The sequence below is a fragment of the Acinetobacter sp. WCHAc060025 genome, from assembly GCF_004209355.1.
Taxonomy (GTDB): Bacteria; Pseudomonadota; Gammaproteobacteria; order Pseudomonadales; family Moraxellaceae; genus Acinetobacter; species Acinetobacter wuhouensis.
In genome coordinates this window covers 124,264-143,557 of record NZ_SGSX01000009.1, presented here as the reverse complement: position 1 = coordinate 143,557, position 19,294 = coordinate 124,264, and the positions used below count along the sequence as shown (strand labels likewise).

The following is a 19,294-nucleotide window of genomic DNA, read 5'->3' as shown; positions in this document are numbered from 1 at the left end:
CTTAAAAGGTTGTGACTCCAAAAAGCGGTGTCTTATTATTTTCTCCCGCAACCTCACGTACTAGTTTTGGCACTAGATAACCGGGTAAGCTCGCTAAGACATCCTTATAAATTTGATCAATTTTTTCTGCCCCTAAATCAAAATGATGTGCACCTTTTACTTTATCTAAAACATGCAGATAATAAGGTAAAATTTGTGCTTCAAAAAGTCGCTGACTTAAATCAACTAAAGTTTGTGCAGAATCATTCACACCTTTCAGTAAAACAGCCTGATTCAACACAAGAATATTTTGTTTTGCTAAGTAGGATAGCTTCGAACAGGTCAAATCATCTAACTCAGCAGGATGGTTTGAGTGTACCACTAGAATTACACGTAGCCTACTGTTTTTCAATAAAGAAACCAGTTCTTCGTCGATTCTTTCAGGAATGACAATCGGAACACGTGAATGAATTCGCAAGATTTTAATTTGTTTGAGAGATTCTAGACGTTCTATCCAAAGTGCTAATTTACGATTAGATAAAGTTAAAGGGTCACCACCACTGAGGATCACTTCATTAATTTCAGAATGTGCTTCTAAATAATTTTTGATGTTAAGCCAATCTTCACTTTTGGGTAGATTTTCTTGATAAGGAAAATGACGGCGGAAACAATAACGACAATGAACAGCACATGCACCTGTTAAGGTCAGCAAAAAACGTGATTTATATTTATGTAGGACACCTGGAATCTGATTGGCTTGCTCTTCACCTAAAGGATCAGTCACAAAGCCTTCATGTTCTTCCAGTTCTAGGTGATGTGGTAAAACTTGTAGAAGCAGGGGATCCAAAGGATTGCCAATATTCATTTTTTTCACAAAAGCACGTGGCACACGTAATTTAAATTGTTGCGATGCCAAAATCGCACCTGACAATAGCTGATCTACCGAAAGCTCAAGTATTTCTAATAGTTCAAGGGGATCTGTAATGAGGTCACTCATTTGAGCTTGCCAGTTTTGCTCTTGATAAAGGTAATTCAACATGCCATCTATGATAAAAATAAAATTTGGAAATTGCTTTTCGTCACGAAGAAATTTTTAAACAGGTCTGAATCAAGTCATTAAGCTGATTTAATTTATAGATTCATCGTGTTTAACTGAGACTAAAGCCAATGAATCGGAGATTTTACCCTCAATCTGACCAATCTGGGGTAATTTTTCATTGCTTCACGATGTATTGCTCATTTAGAATACGAAAAACGTAAAATACATTCTCTACGCTGATGTTTTTGTATTGTGATAGATCGGGTGATTTTTTGCAGTATCTCAGTAGAGATTTAAATTAGTAAGTTCGGAGTGAGCCTTTCATGGCCTATTATTCTACAAACGATTTCAAAGCTGGCCTAAAGGTTATGCTGGATGGTAACCCATGTTCAATTATGGAAAACGAATATGTAAAACCAGGTAAAGGTCAAGCATTTAACCGCGTAAAACTACGTAATCTTAAGTCTGGTAAAGTTCTCGAAAAAACTTTCAAATCAGGTGATTCTTTAGAAGCTGCTGATATTGTAGAAGTTGAAATGGATTACCTTTACAACGATGGTGAAATGTGGAACTTCATGGATCCTGTATCTTTCGAGCAAATTGCAGCGGATAAAACTGCAATGGGTGATGCTGCGAAATGGTTAAAAGATGATTCTAACGAAAAATGTACAATCATGTTGTTTAATGGTGTTCCATTAACAGTGAATCCACCTAACTTCGTTGTTTTAAAAATCGTTGAAACTGATCCAGGTGTTCGTGGTGATACTTCTGGCGGTGGCGGTAAACCAGCTAAACTTGAAACTGGTGCTGTTGTACGTGTTCCATTATTCGTTCAACAAGAAGAAAGTGTTCGTGTAGATACCCGTACTGGTGACTATTTAGAACGTGCTTAATCATTTTTGATATAAAATGATGATGCAAAGGATAGCGAAAGCTATCCTTTTTTTTGGATAAAAACATAATAAAAATAGAAAATTTTTATAGAAATGTAATTTTTACAAAAAAAATAGAGTTATAGACTAAAGTCGTAGATCGACGCTAGGTGAATAATAGTAGAGTCAAATAGTCTGAATATTAAAACGATTTAATTAAAAGAATACAATGCTCAGACTGAGGTCATTGTGATGTCACGTTAAACGTACATATTCAAACCAGTTTTACTGCTTAAGTCTTAGATGAAAATAAATATATGAGGAGTAGAGTCCACAGGGAAAGAGTCACACGGAAATGCATTACGCTTTATAAAAACAATGGAACTGCTTTTTGTAATCAAGATGTGAGGTTTTAATGGAAAATATTCAATCAAAATCATCACCCTTATCAAAACTGGTTTGGGTGATTGTCGCCATCATTGGCGCAGTATCATTTGGGATACTTGCGGTCAGTAAAGGGGAGCATGTAAACGCCGTTTGGCTGGTGCTTGCCGCAGTCTGTGTATATAGCATTGCATATCGCTTTTACAGTTTATTTATCGCCACTCGAGTTTTTGAGCTTAATTCAAGACGCCTAACACCTGCACATCGTTTAGCAGATGGTTTGGATTATGTTCCTACCAATAAATATGTTTTATTCGGTCATCACTTTGCAGCCATCGCAGGTGCAGGTCCATTGGTTGGTCCGATCCTCGCGGCTCAAATGGGTTATTTGCCTGGTACAATTTGGCTCTTGGTCGGGGTTGTACTGGCAGGTGCTGTTCAAGACTTTTTAGTATTGTTTATCTCAACACGTCGCGATGGGCGCTCTTTAGGTGAAATGGCGAAGCAAGAGCTTGGTTCATTTGCTGGTGTGATCGTGATGCTAGGTGCTTTAGGGGTAATGATCATTATCCTTGCTGTATTAGCGCTTGTTGTTGTTAAGGCACTGACCAATAGTCCATGGGGTGTATTCAGTATTGCAGCGACAATACCGATTGCCTTATTCATGGGTGTGTATATGCGTTTTATACGCCCAGGAAAAATTGCTGAAGTTTCAATCATTGGTTTTGTACTGATGATGGCTGCCATTATTTATGGTGGTGATATTGCTGCACATCCTTATTGGGGACCATTCTTTACTTTGACTGGTAAAGAGTTGACTTGGGCACTGATCATTTATGGTTTTGTTGCTTCAGTATTACCCGTTTGGTTATTGCTTGCACCACGAGATTATTTATCGACATTCTTGAAAATTGGTGTGATCGTTGGTCTAGCAGTGGGTATCATGGTTGCAATGCCAATGCTCAAAATGCCTTCGGTAACTCATTTTGTTGACGGTACTGGCCCTGTATTTGCAGGTTCAATGTTCCCATTCTTATTCATTACGATTGCATGTGGTGCGATTTCAGGTTTCCACGCATTGGTATCTTCAGGTACAACACCAAAACTAGTCGATAACGAAGCCAATATTCGTGTTATTGGTTATGGTGGTATGTTGATGGAATCATTTGTTGCAATTATGGCAATGATCTGTGCAACAGTACTTGAGCCAGGTGTGTATTTTGCAATCAATGCACCAGCAGCAGTATTAGGAACAACAGTTGAATCAGCTGCAGAAGCTGTTCGTACTCTAGGCTTTGTAGTAACACCAGAGTCATTGTCATTACTTGCAAAAGAAGTAGGTGAATCTACGATTCTATCTCGTACAGGTGGTGCGCCAACTTTTGCAATTGGTATGGCACATATCATTACCGAGATTTTCAATAATCGCTCAATGATGGCATTCTGGTATCACTTTGCAATTTTATTTGAAGCATTATTCATCTTAACTGCGGTAGATGCGGGTACGCGTGCTTGCCGTTTCATGGTTCAGGATACAGTTGGTATTGTTATTCCTGCGCTTAAAAACTCGCATAACTTTGTCGGTAATTTAATCGGTACGGCTGTTGCTGTTGCAGGTTGGGGCTTCTTTGTATACCAAGGTGTCGTTGATCCATTGGGTGGTATCAATAGCTTATGGCCTCTATTTGGTATCGGTAACCAGATGTTGGCGGCAATGGCATTGATTCTCGGTACAGTCATTTTATTCAAGATGAAGAAAGAGAAATATGTGTGGGTGACAATTGTTCCTACGGTTTTCTTATTCATCACCTGTATGACAGCGGGCTGGCAAAAAATATTCCATTCAAATCCAAAGATTGGTTTCCTTGCACAAGCGGATAAGTTCTCTGCTGCAATTGCCAAAGGTGAGATTTTAAAACCTGCGAAAACGCTTGAAGAGATGCAAACTATTGTTTTGTCAAATCAAATTAATGCCGCGCTTTGTGCATTCTTTATGATTGTGGCAATTATTATGGTGATTGCAGCGATTGGTGTGATTCGTCGTGCTTTAGCAAGTCCTACACCAACTGTAAATGAAGCTCCAGCAGTTTATGCAGATCCTGAAGAAACAATTGTAACTTCAGCAAAACATTAATCGGTTTGAGAGGTGAGTAAGATGAATCTTAAATTCGCCAAAGGTGGAAAGACGGTGATTTATAAAATCATTAAGATGACCATCATGTCGCAAAAAGACCTGATTTTTAATCCTAAAAATTGGTCGCGTATCGCGACGCTGTGGACGCGTTTACAGCAAAGTTTCCGTTTGATGGTGGGTGTTCCAGATTATCAGAACTATTTGGAACACATGAAAAAAAACCATCCTGATCTTGATGTGATGGATGAAAAGACTTTTCATCGTTATTGTGTCGATGCACGTTATCCATCTGCGAAAGGTGGCTTGAAGAAGTGTCCGTGTTAATTGACATTTGAATAGACAAAAAACGGCGTTTTAGAATGCCGTTTTTTATTGAAATTTATTTATTTTTGGGCGTTATTGCTAAGTTGATTAATATATTCGGAAAGTACATTATCTAAGTGAAGATATTTATTTTTTAACCATTACGATGTCAACCTATGGCTCAAATGTATTAAGCTATATATCAAAAGTGTAAAATAGAAATAGCCCTTGTATTTGCTTTGAGTATTCCTTAAAACCGTGTATGTTAATCAAATTGCTTAAAATTTTTATTGGGGAATAAAAAAGTGATTTGGGGAACAACAGCGCAAAAAGTGTCGGAACAAAATAATGCCAATCAACATTCAGATTTAGCTGCCTATTACCCAAAAATTGATGAATTTTTAACGAAAATCAACCAAATTATTTTAGATAAAGAACAGCAAACTAAACTCGCATTATGCAGTCTGTTAGCTAGCGGGCATTTACTGTTTGAAGATTTACCAGGTTTGGGTAAAACGGCATTGGCAAGTAGTTTGTCACATCTTGCTGGTTTAGATTTTCAACGTATCCAATTTACCAATGACATGCTGGCAAGTGATGTGATCGGTATCAATATGTTTAATCAGAAAGAACATCAATTTGAATTTAAACATGGCCCTATTTTCACGCAAATTTTACTTGCTGATGAGATCAACCGCTGTAGCCCCAAAACCCAAAGTGCGCTTCTAGAAGCCATGGAGGAGGGGAATGTCACTGTAGATGGAACGCGTTATGAATTGCCTAAACCATTTTGGGTGATCGCAACACAAAACCCATTGTTCCAAAGTGGAACATACAGTTTACCTGAATCCCAACTTGATCGCTTTCTGATGCGTTTGTCACTTGGTTATCCATCACGAACAGCAGAAAAACAGCTCTTACAACAAAGTTCACGTCATGATTTGATTGGAAATTTAAAAGCAATATTCGAACAGCAAGAAATTTTGCAATTACAAAGTAATGTTAATCAAATTACGATGAATGATTTAATTTTGGATTATATCCTTGATTTAGCAGAAGAAACTCGCAAAGGTCGTCATGGATTGTCTACTCGAGGTGTATTGGCTTTAAAGAAAGCAGCTCAAGCCTATGCCTTGATTGAAAAACGTAACTTTGTCATTGCAGATGATATACAAGCAGTCTTTGTCGCTGTGGTATCTCACCGTATTGGTTTAGGTGAGTCCGAAAGTTTTGCGTTGATGCAAAAAGTTGCAGTTAAGGGTTAATGGAGCATCATTATGCTACGTCAACGCTTTGAAAAATGGCTACATCTTCGTTTTCGTTATACCAGTATTCGTACGCTGAAGCAAAATGAAGTCTTGGTTTTTATTTACCAACAAGGCTTTTTGTATCTAGTACTGATTCTAATCACTTTTATTGCTGGGATTAATTATGCTAATAATCTGATCCTGGCTTTCTGCTTTTTAATCAGCGCCATTCTATGTATCAGTTTTTACCTGAGTTTTAAGCAATTGCATGCTGTGACGATACAAGTCATTGCAGATGAAGTTGGGCGAGTGAATGAAGCTTTTACAGTGAAAGTTATTCTGCAACAAGCAAAGGCAACACCGAAATTTCTCAACTTTAAAATCAAAGAAATAGAACAGGTTGATTCGCAAATTTCAACTGATTTAACAGAAACCAGCGTTAGTTCACAGCGCTCTAAATCTAAACCTTTTAAAAGCAACACTAAAAAAATCGATGAGCGAGTTCAATCTGAACTTTTTGCAGAAAAGCAGAAAATTGTCGAGCTAAAGTTTATTCCTAAACAGCGTGGAGAATTTAAAGTTCCTGCGATTCAAATTTTCTCAACCTATCCGCTGGGTTTGGTTCGGGCATGGACATATATTTATTTAACAGAAAGTTATTGGATTGCACCTGAAGCAAAACCTTTGGCATTAAATTTTAATCATTCCTCAAATACGGGTGAACCTGATTATGACGAGTTTAAAGAACTCCGAAATTTTAAATTAGGCGATTCTTTGCAAAGTATTTCGTGGAAGCATGCATCGCGTGGGCAAGGTTTATTTGTAAAGCAGTTTGAAGATTTGGTTGATGCACATGCGGTCTATATTGATTATGCCAAAATGCCGAGTGCAGATCATGAAGAAAAGCTATGTTTTATGATGGAATTGGTTGATCAATGTGAGCAAGTTCAGACGCCATATTGTGTCATTCTTCCTTATGCACAAACTGAAAATGGCGTCGGGCTAAGTCACTATAATCATGTCAAAATACTTTTGGCACAGGCTTGAGGTTTGCAGATGAATCGTTCTATACAAATCTCAATTTTACTTGCCTTGAGCTTAATTTGGCTTGCTCAAGTTGCATTTATGCCTGTTGCATTATCCATTTTATTTTTAATCAACCTGATTGGATTAGGGTTTTATTATTATAAATATAATCAGTATGCGTTTATAGATTTTCCTAAATACCCAAAACTTATCTTTGCTTTTTTGGCATTGGTCATTATTTACTTTGATGCAAAAACATTTTTAGGTGTAGAAGCTGGGACAGCTGTACTGTCTACATTTTTATTTGCTAAAGCATTAGAAACGAAGAATAAACGTGATTTTATCATCCTGTTTAATTTTGCTTTATTCGTCAGTGCAAGTTTATTTCTACATAGCCAAGCTTTTTGGATGGCACTTCTGGTTCTGTGTTGTCTGATCAGTTGTTTGGTTGGTTTATACCGTGTTCAAATTGCACATTTCGATATTCAACAAGCCGTATTTCAGTCATTGAAATCTGATTCCTTGCATATTGTGAAGTTTATTGGTTTAGCCTTACCGTTTTTTATTTTATTGTTTATGTTTTTTCCACGTTTGCCACCGCTTTGGCAAATTCCTATTCCCAATAATAAAGCGACAACTGGTTTGAGCGATACCATGTCACCTGGTGATATTGCAGAACTTTCACAATCGAGTGCTTTAGCATTTCGTATTATTGGTGATATGCAACAGTTGCCAAAACGTGATCAACTCTATTGGCGTGCACTGGTTTTAGATCATTATGATGGAATCACTTGGACAAGTGATGGTGCAAATAAGCAGCCTAAATCATTGACAAATATACAAGGTCAAGTAGATGGCTTTCATTATCAATATTTAGCGACTGATCCAACCCAGCAATGGATCACTGGTTTGGACAAATCAATACCTGTTGAGCAACGCTTTTATTTACATCAAGATTGGTCGATTACACCGAGAAGGTTGGTTCAGCGTACTCAACCGATTCAATTACAATGGATTGGTGATCAAGTCCGTGATGTTGTAGATGAAAAATCTGTCCAATTTCTATTTAAAAATAATCTTAATTATCCAAAAAATAGTGATCGTCAAGCGCAACAATTTGCCTTAAAAATGTTTCAGCAAAGTCAATCGAATCCGCAAATTTATATTCAAAATATTCTAAATTGGTATAAGCAGGAAAAGTTTATTTACACGCTTAGCCCTGGAACACTTGGCAGCAATCGCATAGATGCATTTTTATTTCAGTCTAAACAAGGTTTTTGTGAACACTATGCGTCTAGCTTTGTCATGTTGATGCGCTATGTGGGTATTCCTGCACGTGTTGTCACAGGCTATCAAGGTGGTGAGTTGGCGCCTGATGGTCAAAGTTGGGAGGTACGGCAGCTTGATGCGCATGCTTGGGCAGAAGTGTATCAAGATGGACAATGGCATCGTATTGATCCTACGGCAATGATTGCACCGATGCGTTTGAACCAAGGCATGCAAAATATGATGCGTGATAATTCTGCTATTTTTGGTGACGCAACCTATTCAAATTTAAGGTTACAACAATTATCTGTACTAAGAACATTAAGAATTTGGAGTGATTACGCCAGTTATCAATGGCAAAGTAAGGTCGTTGGCTATGATGCAGAAAAGCAAAATAGTTGGATGAAAAAATTAGGGTTAGATTCCTCCTATAGTTATGGGCTTGTGCTTATATTTGGTATTTTAGGCTTATTGGCTGTGTATTGGGGAATAAGCAAACTTTATCATCGTCAACAATTGTCAGCATTTGAACAGATCATGTTAAATTTTAATCAAAATTTAGAGCCTGATTTTCAAAAAGCGGAGTCAGAGACCTTTCAACAATGGATGAAACGTTTATCTCAACATTCAGGACAGCAGGATTGCTTTGAACAAGCCAATCAAATTTTCCAAAATATCGTTTATTTACCGACTCAAAATCAGCAAGATATTCAAAAATTTAAGTTTTTGCTCAAAGAATGTGCTGACGCATTGATGCAAAGAAAATAAACCTTGAGATATTATAAAAAAATGATAATATTCTCAGCACTTCAGGTTTATAGCTCAGTTGGTTAGAGCGCTACGTTGACATCGTAGAGGTCACCAGTTCGAATCTGGTTAAACCTACCAAGATTCAAGCCTTATGGCATAAGGGTTTTAAGTTATCTCAATGACTTAAAGCCCTTTTTTATTGCGTACAATATCATATCAATAATAATGATGCTTTACACTATTTAATAATTTGATAGAGATTATTATTTTTTAGTAATTATTTGATTTTTAAAAACTTTAAATATCTTTAGACTTAAGTCGCTAGATTTGAATTTCGCATTAAATCATTGTATTTTACTTCCAAGCTAGGATGCTCATTAAGCGTAATTTTCTGGAATGATATTTGCTTATATAAGAAATACTTGAGGGAAGAATAATGCCACAATTAAAAGTTAAATCAACGAATCAAGTCTTAGACCATATTGATACACTTGGGCGATGGGATCAAAAATATGTACAAATATCGTCAGGAAAATTTGAAGGTTCAATTACGGAAATCGAAGTCGAAGGTTTAAATATTTTCCGTGAAAAAATGAACATGTCCGTTCAGCAAATGACTTCTCCACCACCAGATACATTTGCGGTTTCAGTGTCGCTCAATCAGTGTAAATTAGAATATTTAGATTGGCGCAAAAGTTTGCAAAATGGTCAAGGTTTAATGAATTTTAAATCAAAATATCACTTATTAACCAACCTCAGTTCAGATCTTCTAGTCCTCGATATTTGCCAAAATAAGTTAAATGAACGTGCCGAAAAATTAGGATTTATAGATTTGCCTAAAAAAAATCTAGGCATTCATTTAACTCAAGATTGCATAGAAACAGCTTTGCAATTACTCAAAGGTGACGATTTAGGTGAACAGTTTTATTCGCAAGCAAGTAGGCAAATATTAGATGAAATTTTATTATCATTAAATGAACCTATTGAGCCGAATAAAATTAATTACTGGAAATCGGATCGAAAAAAGATCGTGAATGATGCGTGTTATGGTGCATTGGAATCTGGTGTGTGCTCGATGAATTTAGAATCATTATGTCAGTTCTCAAATGTAGGTGTCCGAATTTTGCAGTTAGCATTTAAAGAAGTCCTTGGGATCTCACCATTAAAATGGTTGAAAATTGCGAAATTGAATCAAGTGAGAAAGCAATTATTGACATCGAATGATTTAAAAATAACAGACATCGCCTTAGATCATGATTTCAATCATTTTGGGCGTTTTTCAGCGGAATATAAGCAACTTTTTTTAGAATATCCCAGCCAAACAGCGAGAGGATTAGTAAAATCATTAAAGTGATTTACGCAATTTTCACATGCAGATGCATTGAATTAAATACCTTGAAGATAAAGCATTTATTGAGTATTCGTAATTTGGATATTGGAATTTTGTATTAGCTGTTAGAGATATTGGACTTCAATTTTGAAGTTAATTCAATATCTTAAAGGTGATACAAATGAACAAAATTCTTTTAATGGGCATCCTTCCACTCATCGTAAGTCTAAGTGCTTTTGCTCAAGATCCTGATGAAACAGCGATAAAGAATGAAAGTTTAAAAATTTCGGGATTTGCACGTGCGAAATACGAATTGAAAGATTACTCTAGCAATGATGAAAAACTTACATTTGATGCACTTAAGTTAAGTGTTAAATATAGTAAAGAAGATGTTTTTGGTGGCTTAGAATATCGTTGTTATCAATTCAAAACCTTATGTGACTTTTCGGCTTTGGTTGACGCTTATGTCGGCTACAATTTTGATTCACAAAATACTTTAAAATTTGGTATCCAACCTGTTGTATTTGGACCTAGTCGTTTTTGGGAGAGTAATTATTATGGTGGAATTGTTTCTCAAGTCGGTTTAGCCGATATTCATAATCTTGGGCTTAATTATTCATTGAACTTCTTTGATAACAATAATTTAAATTTGGGATATTTTTATTCCGATGGTGGTCGCTATTTTGGACATAGTAGAGATGCGGCACGATATACCTCTAACTTTGTTCAGTCAGAACCAAATGATGACGTCCAAATGAATCTGAGTGAGAAAAATATACTGAGTATTTCACTGGATAGGAAAATTGAATTAAATCATGAAAATACTAACCTAATATTAGGTGGTTCTTTTTTATCTTCCACAATCGAGGATGATTTCACAAATCAAGATGGTGATCGTAATGCTTGGGCTGTATTTGGAAATTTAAGCTATAAAAACCTAGCAGTGATGCTCACAATCGGTCAGCAAAGAATAAATGGTTTGGGTAAAGATGGCTTAGTGATGGGCTCGTTTGATGACACATATACTGTTGCGAATGACGGAAATTTTTATACATTGGATGTTAATTATAAATTTGGTCAGTTTTATGTATTTGATAATGTAAGTATTTATGGAATGTTGAGTCAGTATAAGAAAGAAAATAATGATAACAATTCAAGTCGAAATATTTTTGGGGTGTCTTTGATCAAGGATAAGTTTGAGATCGCTGCGGAACAAATTATCGGCAAAAATGATCCTTCAATCGGTGGTGGAAAATACGATTTAGCGAAAGGGAATGATGCAAAAGGGAATTTGACCAAGATTAATTTTTTATACCATTTTTAACTGAGCGAATGTTCGTTTTTTGGATATTTAGTCAAATCTGAGTTATGCAATAGTGTTGAAACAGTATAAATCAAGGATGTTTTATAAAAGTGATTGAATAACACAATGACTTTTATATCAGGAGTTAAAAATGAATTCACAACTACAAAATTGTATTTCAATCAATGAACGTGCAAATAATTTTGAAGAACTGGATAAAAAAGTTCAATTTCACCCTTTTACCGATGCTAAAGCCAACCTTGAGCAAGGTGGATTTATTATTGAAAGAGGTGAAGGTATTTATGTTTATGATATTTATGGTAAAAAATATTTAGAAGGTATGGCAGGGCTGTGGAGTGTTGCAGTTGGTTTTAATAATCAACGTTTAATTAATGCCGCTGTGAAACAGCTGAATACTTTGCCGTTCTATCATCAGTTTTCACATAAAGCAGTTTTGCCAAGTATTGAACTTTCAGAAAAATTAATTGAAATGTCACCTGTGCCAATGAGTAAAGTCTTTTTGGCAAACTCTGGTTCTGAAGCGAATGATACAGCGATTAAACTGGTTTGGTATTACCAAAATGCAAAAGGCAATACTCAAAAGAAAAAAATTATTTCTCGTAAAAATGCATATCACGGTATCACCACTGTTTCAGCAAGTTTGACGGGGATCCCAACGATTCATAAAGGTTTTGATTTGCCATTGAAAGGTTTTCATCATCTAACATGCCCGAATTATTATCGTGAAGCATTGGAAGGTGAGTCTGTTGAACAGTTTGTTGATCGTTTAGCACAAGAGTTTGAAGACTTGATCCTTGCGGAAGGTCCTGAAACCATCGCGGCATTTATTGGTGAACCTGTGATGGGTGCAGGTGGTGTAATCGTTCCACCAAAGAACTATTGGGAAAAAATGCAAGAAATTTGTAAACGTTACGACATTCTTGTGATTGCAGATGAAGTGATTTGTGGCTTTGGTCGTACAGGGCAAATGTTCGGGTCTGAAACATTCAATATCAAACCCGATATGTTGGTGGTTTCTAAGCAGCTTTCATCGTCATATCAACCTATTTCAGCGTTGATGATTAATGAAGAAATTTTCCAACATGTTGCTGAACAAACCTCAGTATATGGCGCATTTGCACATGGCTTTACAGGGGGGGGGCATCCAGTTGCAGCTGCAGTTGCATTGGAAAATTTAAAAATCATTGAGGAAGAGTGCTTGGTTGAGCGAGCACGTCGTGTCGGCGCAAGGATGTTTAACAAGCTCAAAGCATTGGAAAATCATGATTTAGTCGGAGAAATTCGCGGGGTGGGCTTAATTGGTGCCATTGAATTAGTTGATTGTAAAACCAGCAAAGCACCATTTGAAACTGCTGGAAAACTTGGGCGTTATTTCTGTGCACGTGCACATGAGCATGGCTTAATCATTCGTAATATTGGAGATGTAATTGCACTATGTCCACCTCTTATCATTTCAGATGAAGAGATCGATGAAATGGTCAATCTTTTGCAGAAAGCACTTAATGATACCTATAACTGGCGTCAAACTTTTGAATAAATAATCACAAACGGTAACTCAATCAGTTCGTATGCGTAACATGAAAATCAACGATTTCAGCTGCGCATAGGGATTGTATTATTGATTTTAATAAGGAATGTTAAAATGAGTTTAATTGAAGAAAAAGTGAGTGATTTAAAAACAGGGTTAAAGTCTCGGCATATTACCATGATGTCTATCGCTGGCGTTATTGGCGGAACACTTTTTGTTGGTTCGGGGAGTGTGATTCACAGTGCTGGACCAGCTGCAATTCTAGCTTATATTCTCGGTGGGTTAATTCTTTTATTAATCATGCGCATGTTGGGTGAAATGGCTGTCGCAACACCAGACACAGGCTCTTTTTCAACTTATGCTGATAAATCAATTGGTCGCTGGGCAGGCTTTACCATTGGTTGGATGTATTGGTTATTTTGGGGGACGGTCATGGCTTGGGAAGCCTTCGTCGCGGGTAATATTTTAAATGTGTTTTTCCCCGCAATCAGTTCCAATTGGTTTGTACTCATTGTGACACTGGCTCTATTGGTCGTTAACTTCTTTAACGTGAAAAATTATGGTGAATTTGAATTTTGGTTTGCGTTGATCAAAGTGATCGCCATTGTTAGTTTTATTGCACTCGGTTTCTTGGTTGTATTTAATATTTATAACATCGAAGCCCCACATGGAATTAGTAATTTTACAGCTCAAGGCTTTATGCCGAATGGAATTGCTCCCGTATTTGGTGCTGTATTGGGAGTGATGTTCGCCTTTGTTGGTGCTGAAATTGCTACGATTGCTGCATCTGAAACTGAAAATCCAGCGCGTGAAATCAAAAAGACCAATAAAACCATTGTTTGGCGTATTTGTATCTTTTATATCGGTTCAATCTTCTTCTTGATCTGTATCGTACCTTGGAATGATCCGTTATTAGGTCAATCAGGCTATGGTGCTTATCGCAGAGCATTAGAAATCATTGGTATTCCAGGTGCTCAAACTTTAATGAATATCGTGGTGTTAACATCACTCAGTAGTTGCTTGATTTCTGCGCATTATGCAGGTTCAAGAATGCTTTATTCACTTGCTTTACGTGGTGATGCACCTGCAATTTTAAAGAAGACAACTCAGAAAACGGGTGTTCCAATCGCTGCGGTACTGGCAACAAGTGTCATTGCGGTTACATTTTCCCTGATCAATCTAAACCCTGCTTTTTCTTCAAAAGATATGCTGATCACTTTGATGAATTTAACGGGTGCAATTGGATTACTGATTTATCTGGTTATCGCATGCTCTCAGTTAAAGATGCGTAAACAACTTGAAGCCAAAGGTGTAGAACTCGAAATTAAAATGTGGCTTTATCCTTGGCTGACTTGGGCTGTGATTGTTTTCATTATCCTATTCTTGATTGGTATGTTGTTTATTGAAGAGTATCGCTTATTGGTTGGTTCTACAGCAATGACCATGGCAGGGATTGCAATGGTCGGTATTATTAAACAAATAAAATCAAAGGTCGCAAAGCCACCAGTGATTACTGAGTTTTCATAAACATAAATCGTTTTATCTCAAAAAATATTTCGGAATTAAAAATTAATATTAGGATGTAATGAAAATGTACACAAATACAAAGCTATATATTGATGGTGATTGGAAATTATCAAAAACTGATCAAGTAATTTCAGTGTTAAATCCTGCAAATGAGTCAATTATTGGAGAAGTATCGAAAGCTTCATTAATTGACCTACAAGCTTCAGTAGAAAGTGCAGAAAATGGGTTTAAAGTCTGGAAATCGACCCCTGCATTGGAACGGGCAAAGATTTTAAATAAAGCTGCGGATCTTTTACGTGAACGTGTTGAGGATATTGCACGGACAATGACTTTGGAACAAGGTAAACCACTTAAACAATCAAAAATTGAAGTTCTATCTGCTGCCGATATTATCAATTGGTTTGCTGCTGAAGCCGTGAGAAGTTATGGTCAAGTGATTCCTTCACGTAGCAATGATGTATTGTCTTATACATTAAAAGTTCCTGTGGGGATCGTGGCAGCATTTACCCCATGGAATTTCCCAATTAATCAAATCGTTCGGAAAATTTCTGCCGCATTAGCAGCAGGATGCTCAATCATTGTAAAAGGTCCAGAAGAAACGCCTGCATCACCTGCGCAATTGGTACAGGCTTTTCATGATGCAGGGCTTCCATCAGGTGTGATTAGTCTGGTCTTTGGTGATCCACAAGAGATATCGACATATTTGATTGAACATCCACAGATCAAGAAAATATCATTTACTGGATCAACACCGATTGGAAAACAACTTGCTTCACTTGCAGGCAAGCACATGAAAAAAGTGACCATGGAGCTAGGTGGTCATGCCCCAGTGTTGATTTTTAAAGATGCAGATATTGATAAAGCACTTCATCAGATCATTAATTTTAAATTTAGAAATGCTGGGCAAGTGTGTATTTCACCGACTCGTTTTTTGATCGAAAAAGAAGTTTATGAGCAAGTTGTTGAAAAAATTGCCCAGCTTGTCAAAGCTTTAAAAGTTGGAAATGGCTTAGATGAAAGCACAGATATTGGCCCTGTGATTCATAGTCGGGCTTATGGTAATTTAAAATCAATCGTTGCTGATGCATTGCATCATGGTGCGAAATTGGTCTGTGGAGGAGAGCAAATGGAAGGAGAGGGTTATTTTTTCCAACCTACTGTACTCAAAGATGTTCCATTAACAGCCCAGTGTATGAATAGTGAACCGTTTGGGCCGATTGTTATTTGTAATTCATTTGATGATTATTTAGATGCAATTGAAGAAGCCAATCGCTTGCCATTTGGTTTGGCTGCTTATGCTTTTAGTCAAAATAATAAAACGTGTATCGAGCTTGGGCGTGACCTCGAATGCGGTATGTTGTCAATTAATCATATCGGTTTGTCTTTCCCAGAACTTCCATTTGGCGGTATTAAGGATTCGGGCTATGGCACTGAAGGTGGCAGTGAAGCGATCAATGCTTATTTGGATACACGTTTGGTGACGGTGTCTGCATAAGTTATTTTAATGTAATTGGTTTTTAGAAAAGATGGGATTGAAAATAGCTTAATGCTTTATAATAAAAAGCAGAATTGAATAAATTCTGCTTTTTATATTTCAAAATATCTCAAATTAATTTAATTTTTTTGAAAGAAAATCTACAAATAAACGAGCCCTACGCGATAACTTTTGGTTTTTGGGGCATGCTACATAAAAATAACGGATCTGACTTTTATAATCTTCAAGACATTTAATCAATTGTTTAGATTCTATATATCGTGTGACGAGGAACTCTGGCAAATAGACAATACCTTGGTGTTGCAAAGCAAGGTCGACAAGGAAATCTCCATCATTACACTTAAATTTAGGAAAACAGTGCAGGGTGACAGGTTCACCCTGATGGCTTAGGTAAATTTTATTCTCAGGTTTATTGTGAAAATACATTAACAGATGATGATTGATTAATTCATCCTGCTTTTGAGGAATGCCATACTTTCTATAATATTCAGGCGTTGCATAAAAATTTAAATTGAATTGTTGCAGGATAATATTTTCAAAATTGTCATTTAATGTCGTTCCAATTCTGAGTGTCAAATCATAATGATGATCGTAAATGTCCTTTACCTCATCCGATAATGCCAATTCAATTTCAATGTCAGGATAACTAAGAATAAATTCAGAAACTATGAGATTGAGTTTATGACGACTAAATGAGGCGGGTGCATTTATTTTAAGTGAACCTTCGGGATAAAAATGATCGTGAACAATTTCAAGTTGAGCGATTTCATATTCACTTAATATAATTTTACAGTGCTGATAAAACTTCTCGCCTGTTTCAGTGAGATTCATTTTACGTGTCGTACGCAATACCAGTGTGGTATTGAGATGTGTTTCAAGATAGCTAATTCGTTTTGCAACCAAATCACGGCTGATATTTAAAGCCCGAGCAGCTTTACTAAAATTTTGATGCTCTACGACATGATAAAAAGTCTTTATACAATCTAACTTATCCATAAAAAGACTCAATCCTTAAAATAATTCTTAAATTCATATTTCATCTGCAATTAAGAGCAAGTGTTTTATGTTTGATAAATATGTAAAATTTTTGATTGTATTCAAATTGAATACACATTGCTGTTCAATAATGCGTATTACTTTACATTAAAATTTGCTTATATAACACTCATTCGAATTTCTCATGAAATATAAAAGACAGAGGAAATACCCATGACTGATGTTCAGATGATCTTAAAAAACGGAAAGATTACTACACTGAATCCAAAGCAACCTGAAGTTCAAGCAATCGCTATTGCAGAAGGTAAAGTGATTAAAACAGGTAGTGTAGATGAGGTCATGAAGTTGGCAACATCTACAACAAAGGTTGTTGATTTAAATGGTCGCCGTGTTATTCCTGGTTTGAATGATAGTCACTTGCACATTATTCGTGGTGGTCTAAATTACAATATGGAACTACGTTGGGAGGGTGTTCCATCGGTAGCAGATGCATTACACCTTCTCAAAGAACAAGCAGACAATACACCTGCGCCGCAGTGGGTGCGTGTAGTTGGTGGTTGGACAGAATTCCAATTTGCTGAACGTCGTATGCCAACGATTGAAGAAATTAATAAAGCTGCACCTGATACCCCCGTGTTTATACTCCATTTATATGCGAGTGCCATTCTCAATAAAGCTGCAATTCACGCTTTAGGTTTTGATAAAAATACTCAAGACCCACCAGGTGGTCGTTTTGAGCGTGATGCAAAAGGTGAGTTAACAGGTTTGGTACTGGCAACGCCTGCAGCGACGATTCTTTATGCAACTTTGGGCAAAGCACCCAAATTACCACTTGAAGATCAAATTAATTCAACGCGTCATTTCATGCGTGAATTAAATCGCTTAGGGCTGACTTCTGCGATTGATGCGGGTGGTGGTGGTCAAAATTACCCAGATGATTATGAAGTGATTCAATCACTGCATAAAAATGAACAAATGACGGTTCGTATTGCTTATAACTTATTTGCACAAAATGCAGGTTCAGAGCTTGAAGATTATAAGAAATGGACGGAAATGACTTTTCCTGGCGATGGCGATGCACTATTTAAAGTCAATGGTGCGGGGGAGAATCTGACTTGGTCTGCTGGGGATTTTGAAAACTTCTATGAACCTCGTCCAGATTTACCAGAAAAAATGGAAAAAGAGCTAGAGAGCATTGTTGAACTGTTAGCTGAGAAGAAATGGCCATTCCGTATCCATGCAACCTATGATGAGAGTATCGATCGTTTGTTGACTGTATTTGAACGTGTCAATTCTCGACAACCTTTTGCAACACGTTTCATCATTGATCATGCCGAAACAGTGTCAGATAAAAATATTGATCGTATTGGTGCACTGGGTGGTGGTATTGCAATTCAGCATCGTATGGCATTCCAAGGTGAAATTTTTGTAAATCGTTATGGTGCTGATGCAGCAAAAGATACGCCACCAGTGAAGAAAATGTTGGAAATGGGCGTACCTGTAGGTGCAGGAACGGATGCGACACGTGTTGCTTCGTACAACCCTTGGGTCTGTTTAGGTTGGTTGGTCACGGGTAAAACAGTAGGTGGCATGCCTTTATATGATGAAAAAGACCTTTTAGATCGTCAAACAGCATTGAAACTTTGGACCAAAGGTTCTGCATGGTTCTCTGGTGAACAGGCGGATAAAGGTGCTTTGGTCGAAGGTGAACATGCGGATTTAGCAGTACTTTCAGATGATTACTTTGCGGTAGAAGGTGATGATATTCAATGGATTGAGTCAGTATTTACAGTCATGAATGGTAAAGTGGTTTATGCAGGTGCTGAATTTAAACAGGACGATCCGCCAATTCCACCAGCTTCTCCAGATTGGTCACCTGTAAAACGTTTTGGTGGTCAGTGGCGTTTGTCTGAAAACCGTAATGCACCATCTTTACAACCTTTACAGAAAAATTCTGCAATGTGTGCATGTTCAAGTAGTTGTGGCATGCATGGGCACAATCATGCATGGATGCTTGATGTTCCTGTTGATCCAAAAGACAAACGCTCATTTTGGGGTGCACTAGGCTGTTCTTGCTTCGCATTCTAAAAAGCA

Annotated in this window: 14 protein-coding genes and 1 tRNA gene; 13 read left to right on the top strand and 2 right to left on the bottom strand. The window is 37.0% G+C overall.

Going from position 1 to position 19,294, the window contains the following annotated elements:
* Position 1: 1 nt before the first annotated feature.
* Positions 2–1,018 carry an EF-P beta-lysylation protein EpmB gene (epmB, locus tag EXE09_RS09555; protein ID WP_130117110.1) on the bottom strand — a complete coding sequence of 339 codons (1,017 nt, stop codon included), beginning with the start codon at positions 1,016–1,018 and terminating at the stop codon, positions 2–4.
* Positions 1,019–1,341: 323 nt separating this feature from the next.
* On the opposite strand from epmB, the gene efp reads away from it, so the two are divergent.
* The 12 genes from efp to EXE09_RS09495 all read left to right on the top strand — a co-directional run bounded on the left by efp (position 1,342) and on the right by EXE09_RS09495 (position 16,204).
* The gene (gene efp, locus EXE09_RS09550; protein ID WP_068976021.1) at positions 1,342–1,911 is read left to right on the top strand and encodes an elongation factor P; all 570 of its coding nucleotides are present in this window, start codon (positions 1,342–1,344) and stop codon (positions 1,909–1,911) included.
* Between the two features lie 394 nt (positions 1,912–2,305).
* Positions 2,306–4,408 carry a carbon starvation CstA family protein gene (locus tag EXE09_RS09545; RefSeq protein WP_068976020.1) on the top strand — a complete coding sequence of 701 codons (2,103 nt, stop codon included), beginning with the start codon at positions 2,306–2,308 and terminating at the stop codon, positions 4,406–4,408.
* Positions 4,409–4,429: 21 nt separating this feature from the next.
* A complete protein-coding gene (locus EXE09_RS09540) occupies positions 4,430–4,732 on the top strand; it encodes a YbdD/YjiX family protein (protein WP_087552003.1) in 303 nt (100 codons plus the stop codon).
* A 284-nt stretch (positions 4,733–5,016) separates the two neighbouring features.
* Positions 5,017–5,976, top strand: a complete 960-nt coding sequence (locus tag EXE09_RS09535; RefSeq protein WP_130117109.1) for an AAA family ATPase — start codon at positions 5,017–5,019, stop codon at positions 5,974–5,976.
* Between the two features lie 12 nt (positions 5,977–5,988).
* Positions 5,989–7,005: a DUF58 domain-containing protein gene (locus EXE09_RS09530; protein WP_130117108.1), complete on the top strand. Its 1,017-nt coding sequence runs from the start codon at positions 5,989–5,991 to the stop codon at positions 7,003–7,005.
* A 9-nt stretch (positions 7,006–7,014) separates the two neighbouring features.
* Positions 7,015–9,018: a transglutaminaseTgpA domain-containing protein gene (locus tag EXE09_RS09525; protein WP_130117107.1), complete on the top strand. Its 2,004-nt coding sequence runs from the start codon at positions 7,015–7,017 to the stop codon at positions 9,016–9,018.
* 43 nt (positions 9,019–9,061) lie between these two features.
* Positions 9,062–9,138: transfer RNA gene (locus EXE09_RS09520), tRNA-Val, on the top strand.
* A gap of 298 nt (positions 9,139–9,436) precedes the next feature.
* A complete protein-coding gene (locus tag EXE09_RS09515) occupies positions 9,437–10,354 on the top strand; it encodes a helix-turn-helix domain-containing protein (RefSeq protein WP_130117106.1) in 918 nt (305 codons plus the stop codon).
* A gap of 157 nt (positions 10,355–10,511) precedes the next feature.
* Positions 10,512–11,654: a hypothetical protein gene (locus EXE09_RS09510; RefSeq protein WP_130117105.1), complete on the top strand. Its 1,143-nt coding sequence runs from the start codon at positions 10,512–10,514 to the stop codon at positions 11,652–11,654.
* A 130-nt stretch (positions 11,655–11,784) separates the two neighbouring features.
* The gene (locus EXE09_RS09505; protein WP_130117104.1) at positions 11,785–13,191 is read left to right on the top strand and encodes an aspartate aminotransferase family protein; all 1,407 of its coding nucleotides are present in this window, start codon (positions 11,785–11,787) and stop codon (positions 13,189–13,191) included.
* Positions 13,192–13,296: 105 nt separating this feature from the next.
* Positions 13,297–14,709 carry an amino acid permease gene (locus EXE09_RS09500; protein WP_068974257.1) on the top strand — a complete coding sequence of 471 codons (1,413 nt, stop codon included), beginning with the start codon at positions 13,297–13,299 and terminating at the stop codon, positions 14,707–14,709.
* A gap of 64 nt (positions 14,710–14,773) precedes the next feature.
* On the top strand, positions 14,774–16,204 hold the full coding sequence (locus EXE09_RS09495) for an NAD-dependent succinate-semialdehyde dehydrogenase (protein ID WP_130117103.1): 1,431 nt from the start codon (positions 14,774–14,776) through the stop codon (positions 16,202–16,204).
* Positions 16,205–16,318: 114 nt separating this feature from the next.
* Here the strand turns inward: EXE09_RS09495 and EXE09_RS09490 are convergent, their stop codons facing one another.
* Positions 16,319–17,200, bottom strand: coding sequence for a LysR family transcriptional regulator (locus tag EXE09_RS09490; protein ID WP_130117102.1), 882 nt, complete (start codon positions 17,198–17,200; stop codon positions 16,319–16,321).
* Positions 17,201–17,413: 213 nt separating this feature from the next.
* On the opposite strand from EXE09_RS09490, the gene EXE09_RS09485 reads away from it, so the two are divergent.
* Entirely contained in the window at positions 17,414–19,288 is a 1,875-nt protein-coding gene (locus tag EXE09_RS09485; RefSeq protein WP_130117101.1) for an amidohydrolase, read from the top strand.
* The last annotated feature ends 6 nt before the right edge of the window (positions 19,289–19,294 follow it).

What these genes read in the sequence shown, in the direction of transcription:
- epmB (WP_130117110.1), bottom strand. Translation starts at nt 1,018, where the DNA reads ATGTTGAATTACCTTTATCAAGAGCAAAACTGGCAAGCTCAAATGAGT.
- efp (WP_068976021.1), top strand. Translation starts at nt 1,342, where the DNA reads ATGGCCTATTATTCTACAAACGATTTCAAAGCTGGCCTAAAGGTTATG.
- EXE09_RS09545 (WP_068976020.1), top strand. Translation starts at nt 2,306, where the DNA reads ATGGAAAATATTCAATCAAAATCATCACCCTTATCAAAACTGGTTTGG.
- EXE09_RS09540 (WP_087552003.1), top strand. Translation starts at nt 4,430, where the DNA reads ATGAATCTTAAATTCGCCAAAGGTGGAAAGACGGTGATTTATAAAATC.
- EXE09_RS09530 (WP_130117108.1), top strand. Translation starts at nt 5,989, where the DNA reads ATGCTACGTCAACGCTTTGAAAAATGGCTACATCTTCGTTTTCGTTAT.
- EXE09_RS09525 (WP_130117107.1), top strand. Translation starts at nt 7,015, where the DNA reads ATGAATCGTTCTATACAAATCTCAATTTTACTTGCCTTGAGCTTAATT.
- EXE09_RS09515 (WP_130117106.1), top strand. Translation starts at nt 9,437, where the DNA reads ATGCCACAATTAAAAGTTAAATCAACGAATCAAGTCTTAGACCATATT.
- EXE09_RS09510 (WP_130117105.1), top strand. Translation starts at nt 10,512, where the DNA reads ATGAACAAAATTCTTTTAATGGGCATCCTTCCACTCATCGTAAGTCTA.
- EXE09_RS09505 (WP_130117104.1), top strand. Translation starts at nt 11,785, where the DNA reads ATGAATTCACAACTACAAAATTGTATTTCAATCAATGAACGTGCAAAT.
- EXE09_RS09500 (WP_068974257.1), top strand. Translation starts at nt 13,297, where the DNA reads ATGAGTTTAATTGAAGAAAAAGTGAGTGATTTAAAAACAGGGTTAAAG.
- EXE09_RS09495 (WP_130117103.1), top strand. Translation starts at nt 14,774, where the DNA reads ATGTACACAAATACAAAGCTATATATTGATGGTGATTGGAAATTATCA.
- EXE09_RS09490 (WP_130117102.1), bottom strand. Translation starts at nt 17,200, where the DNA reads ATGGATAAGTTAGATTGTATAAAGACTTTTTATCATGTCGTAGAGCAT.
- EXE09_RS09485 (WP_130117101.1), top strand. Translation starts at nt 17,414, where the DNA reads ATGACTGATGTTCAGATGATCTTAAAAAACGGAAAGATTACTACACTG.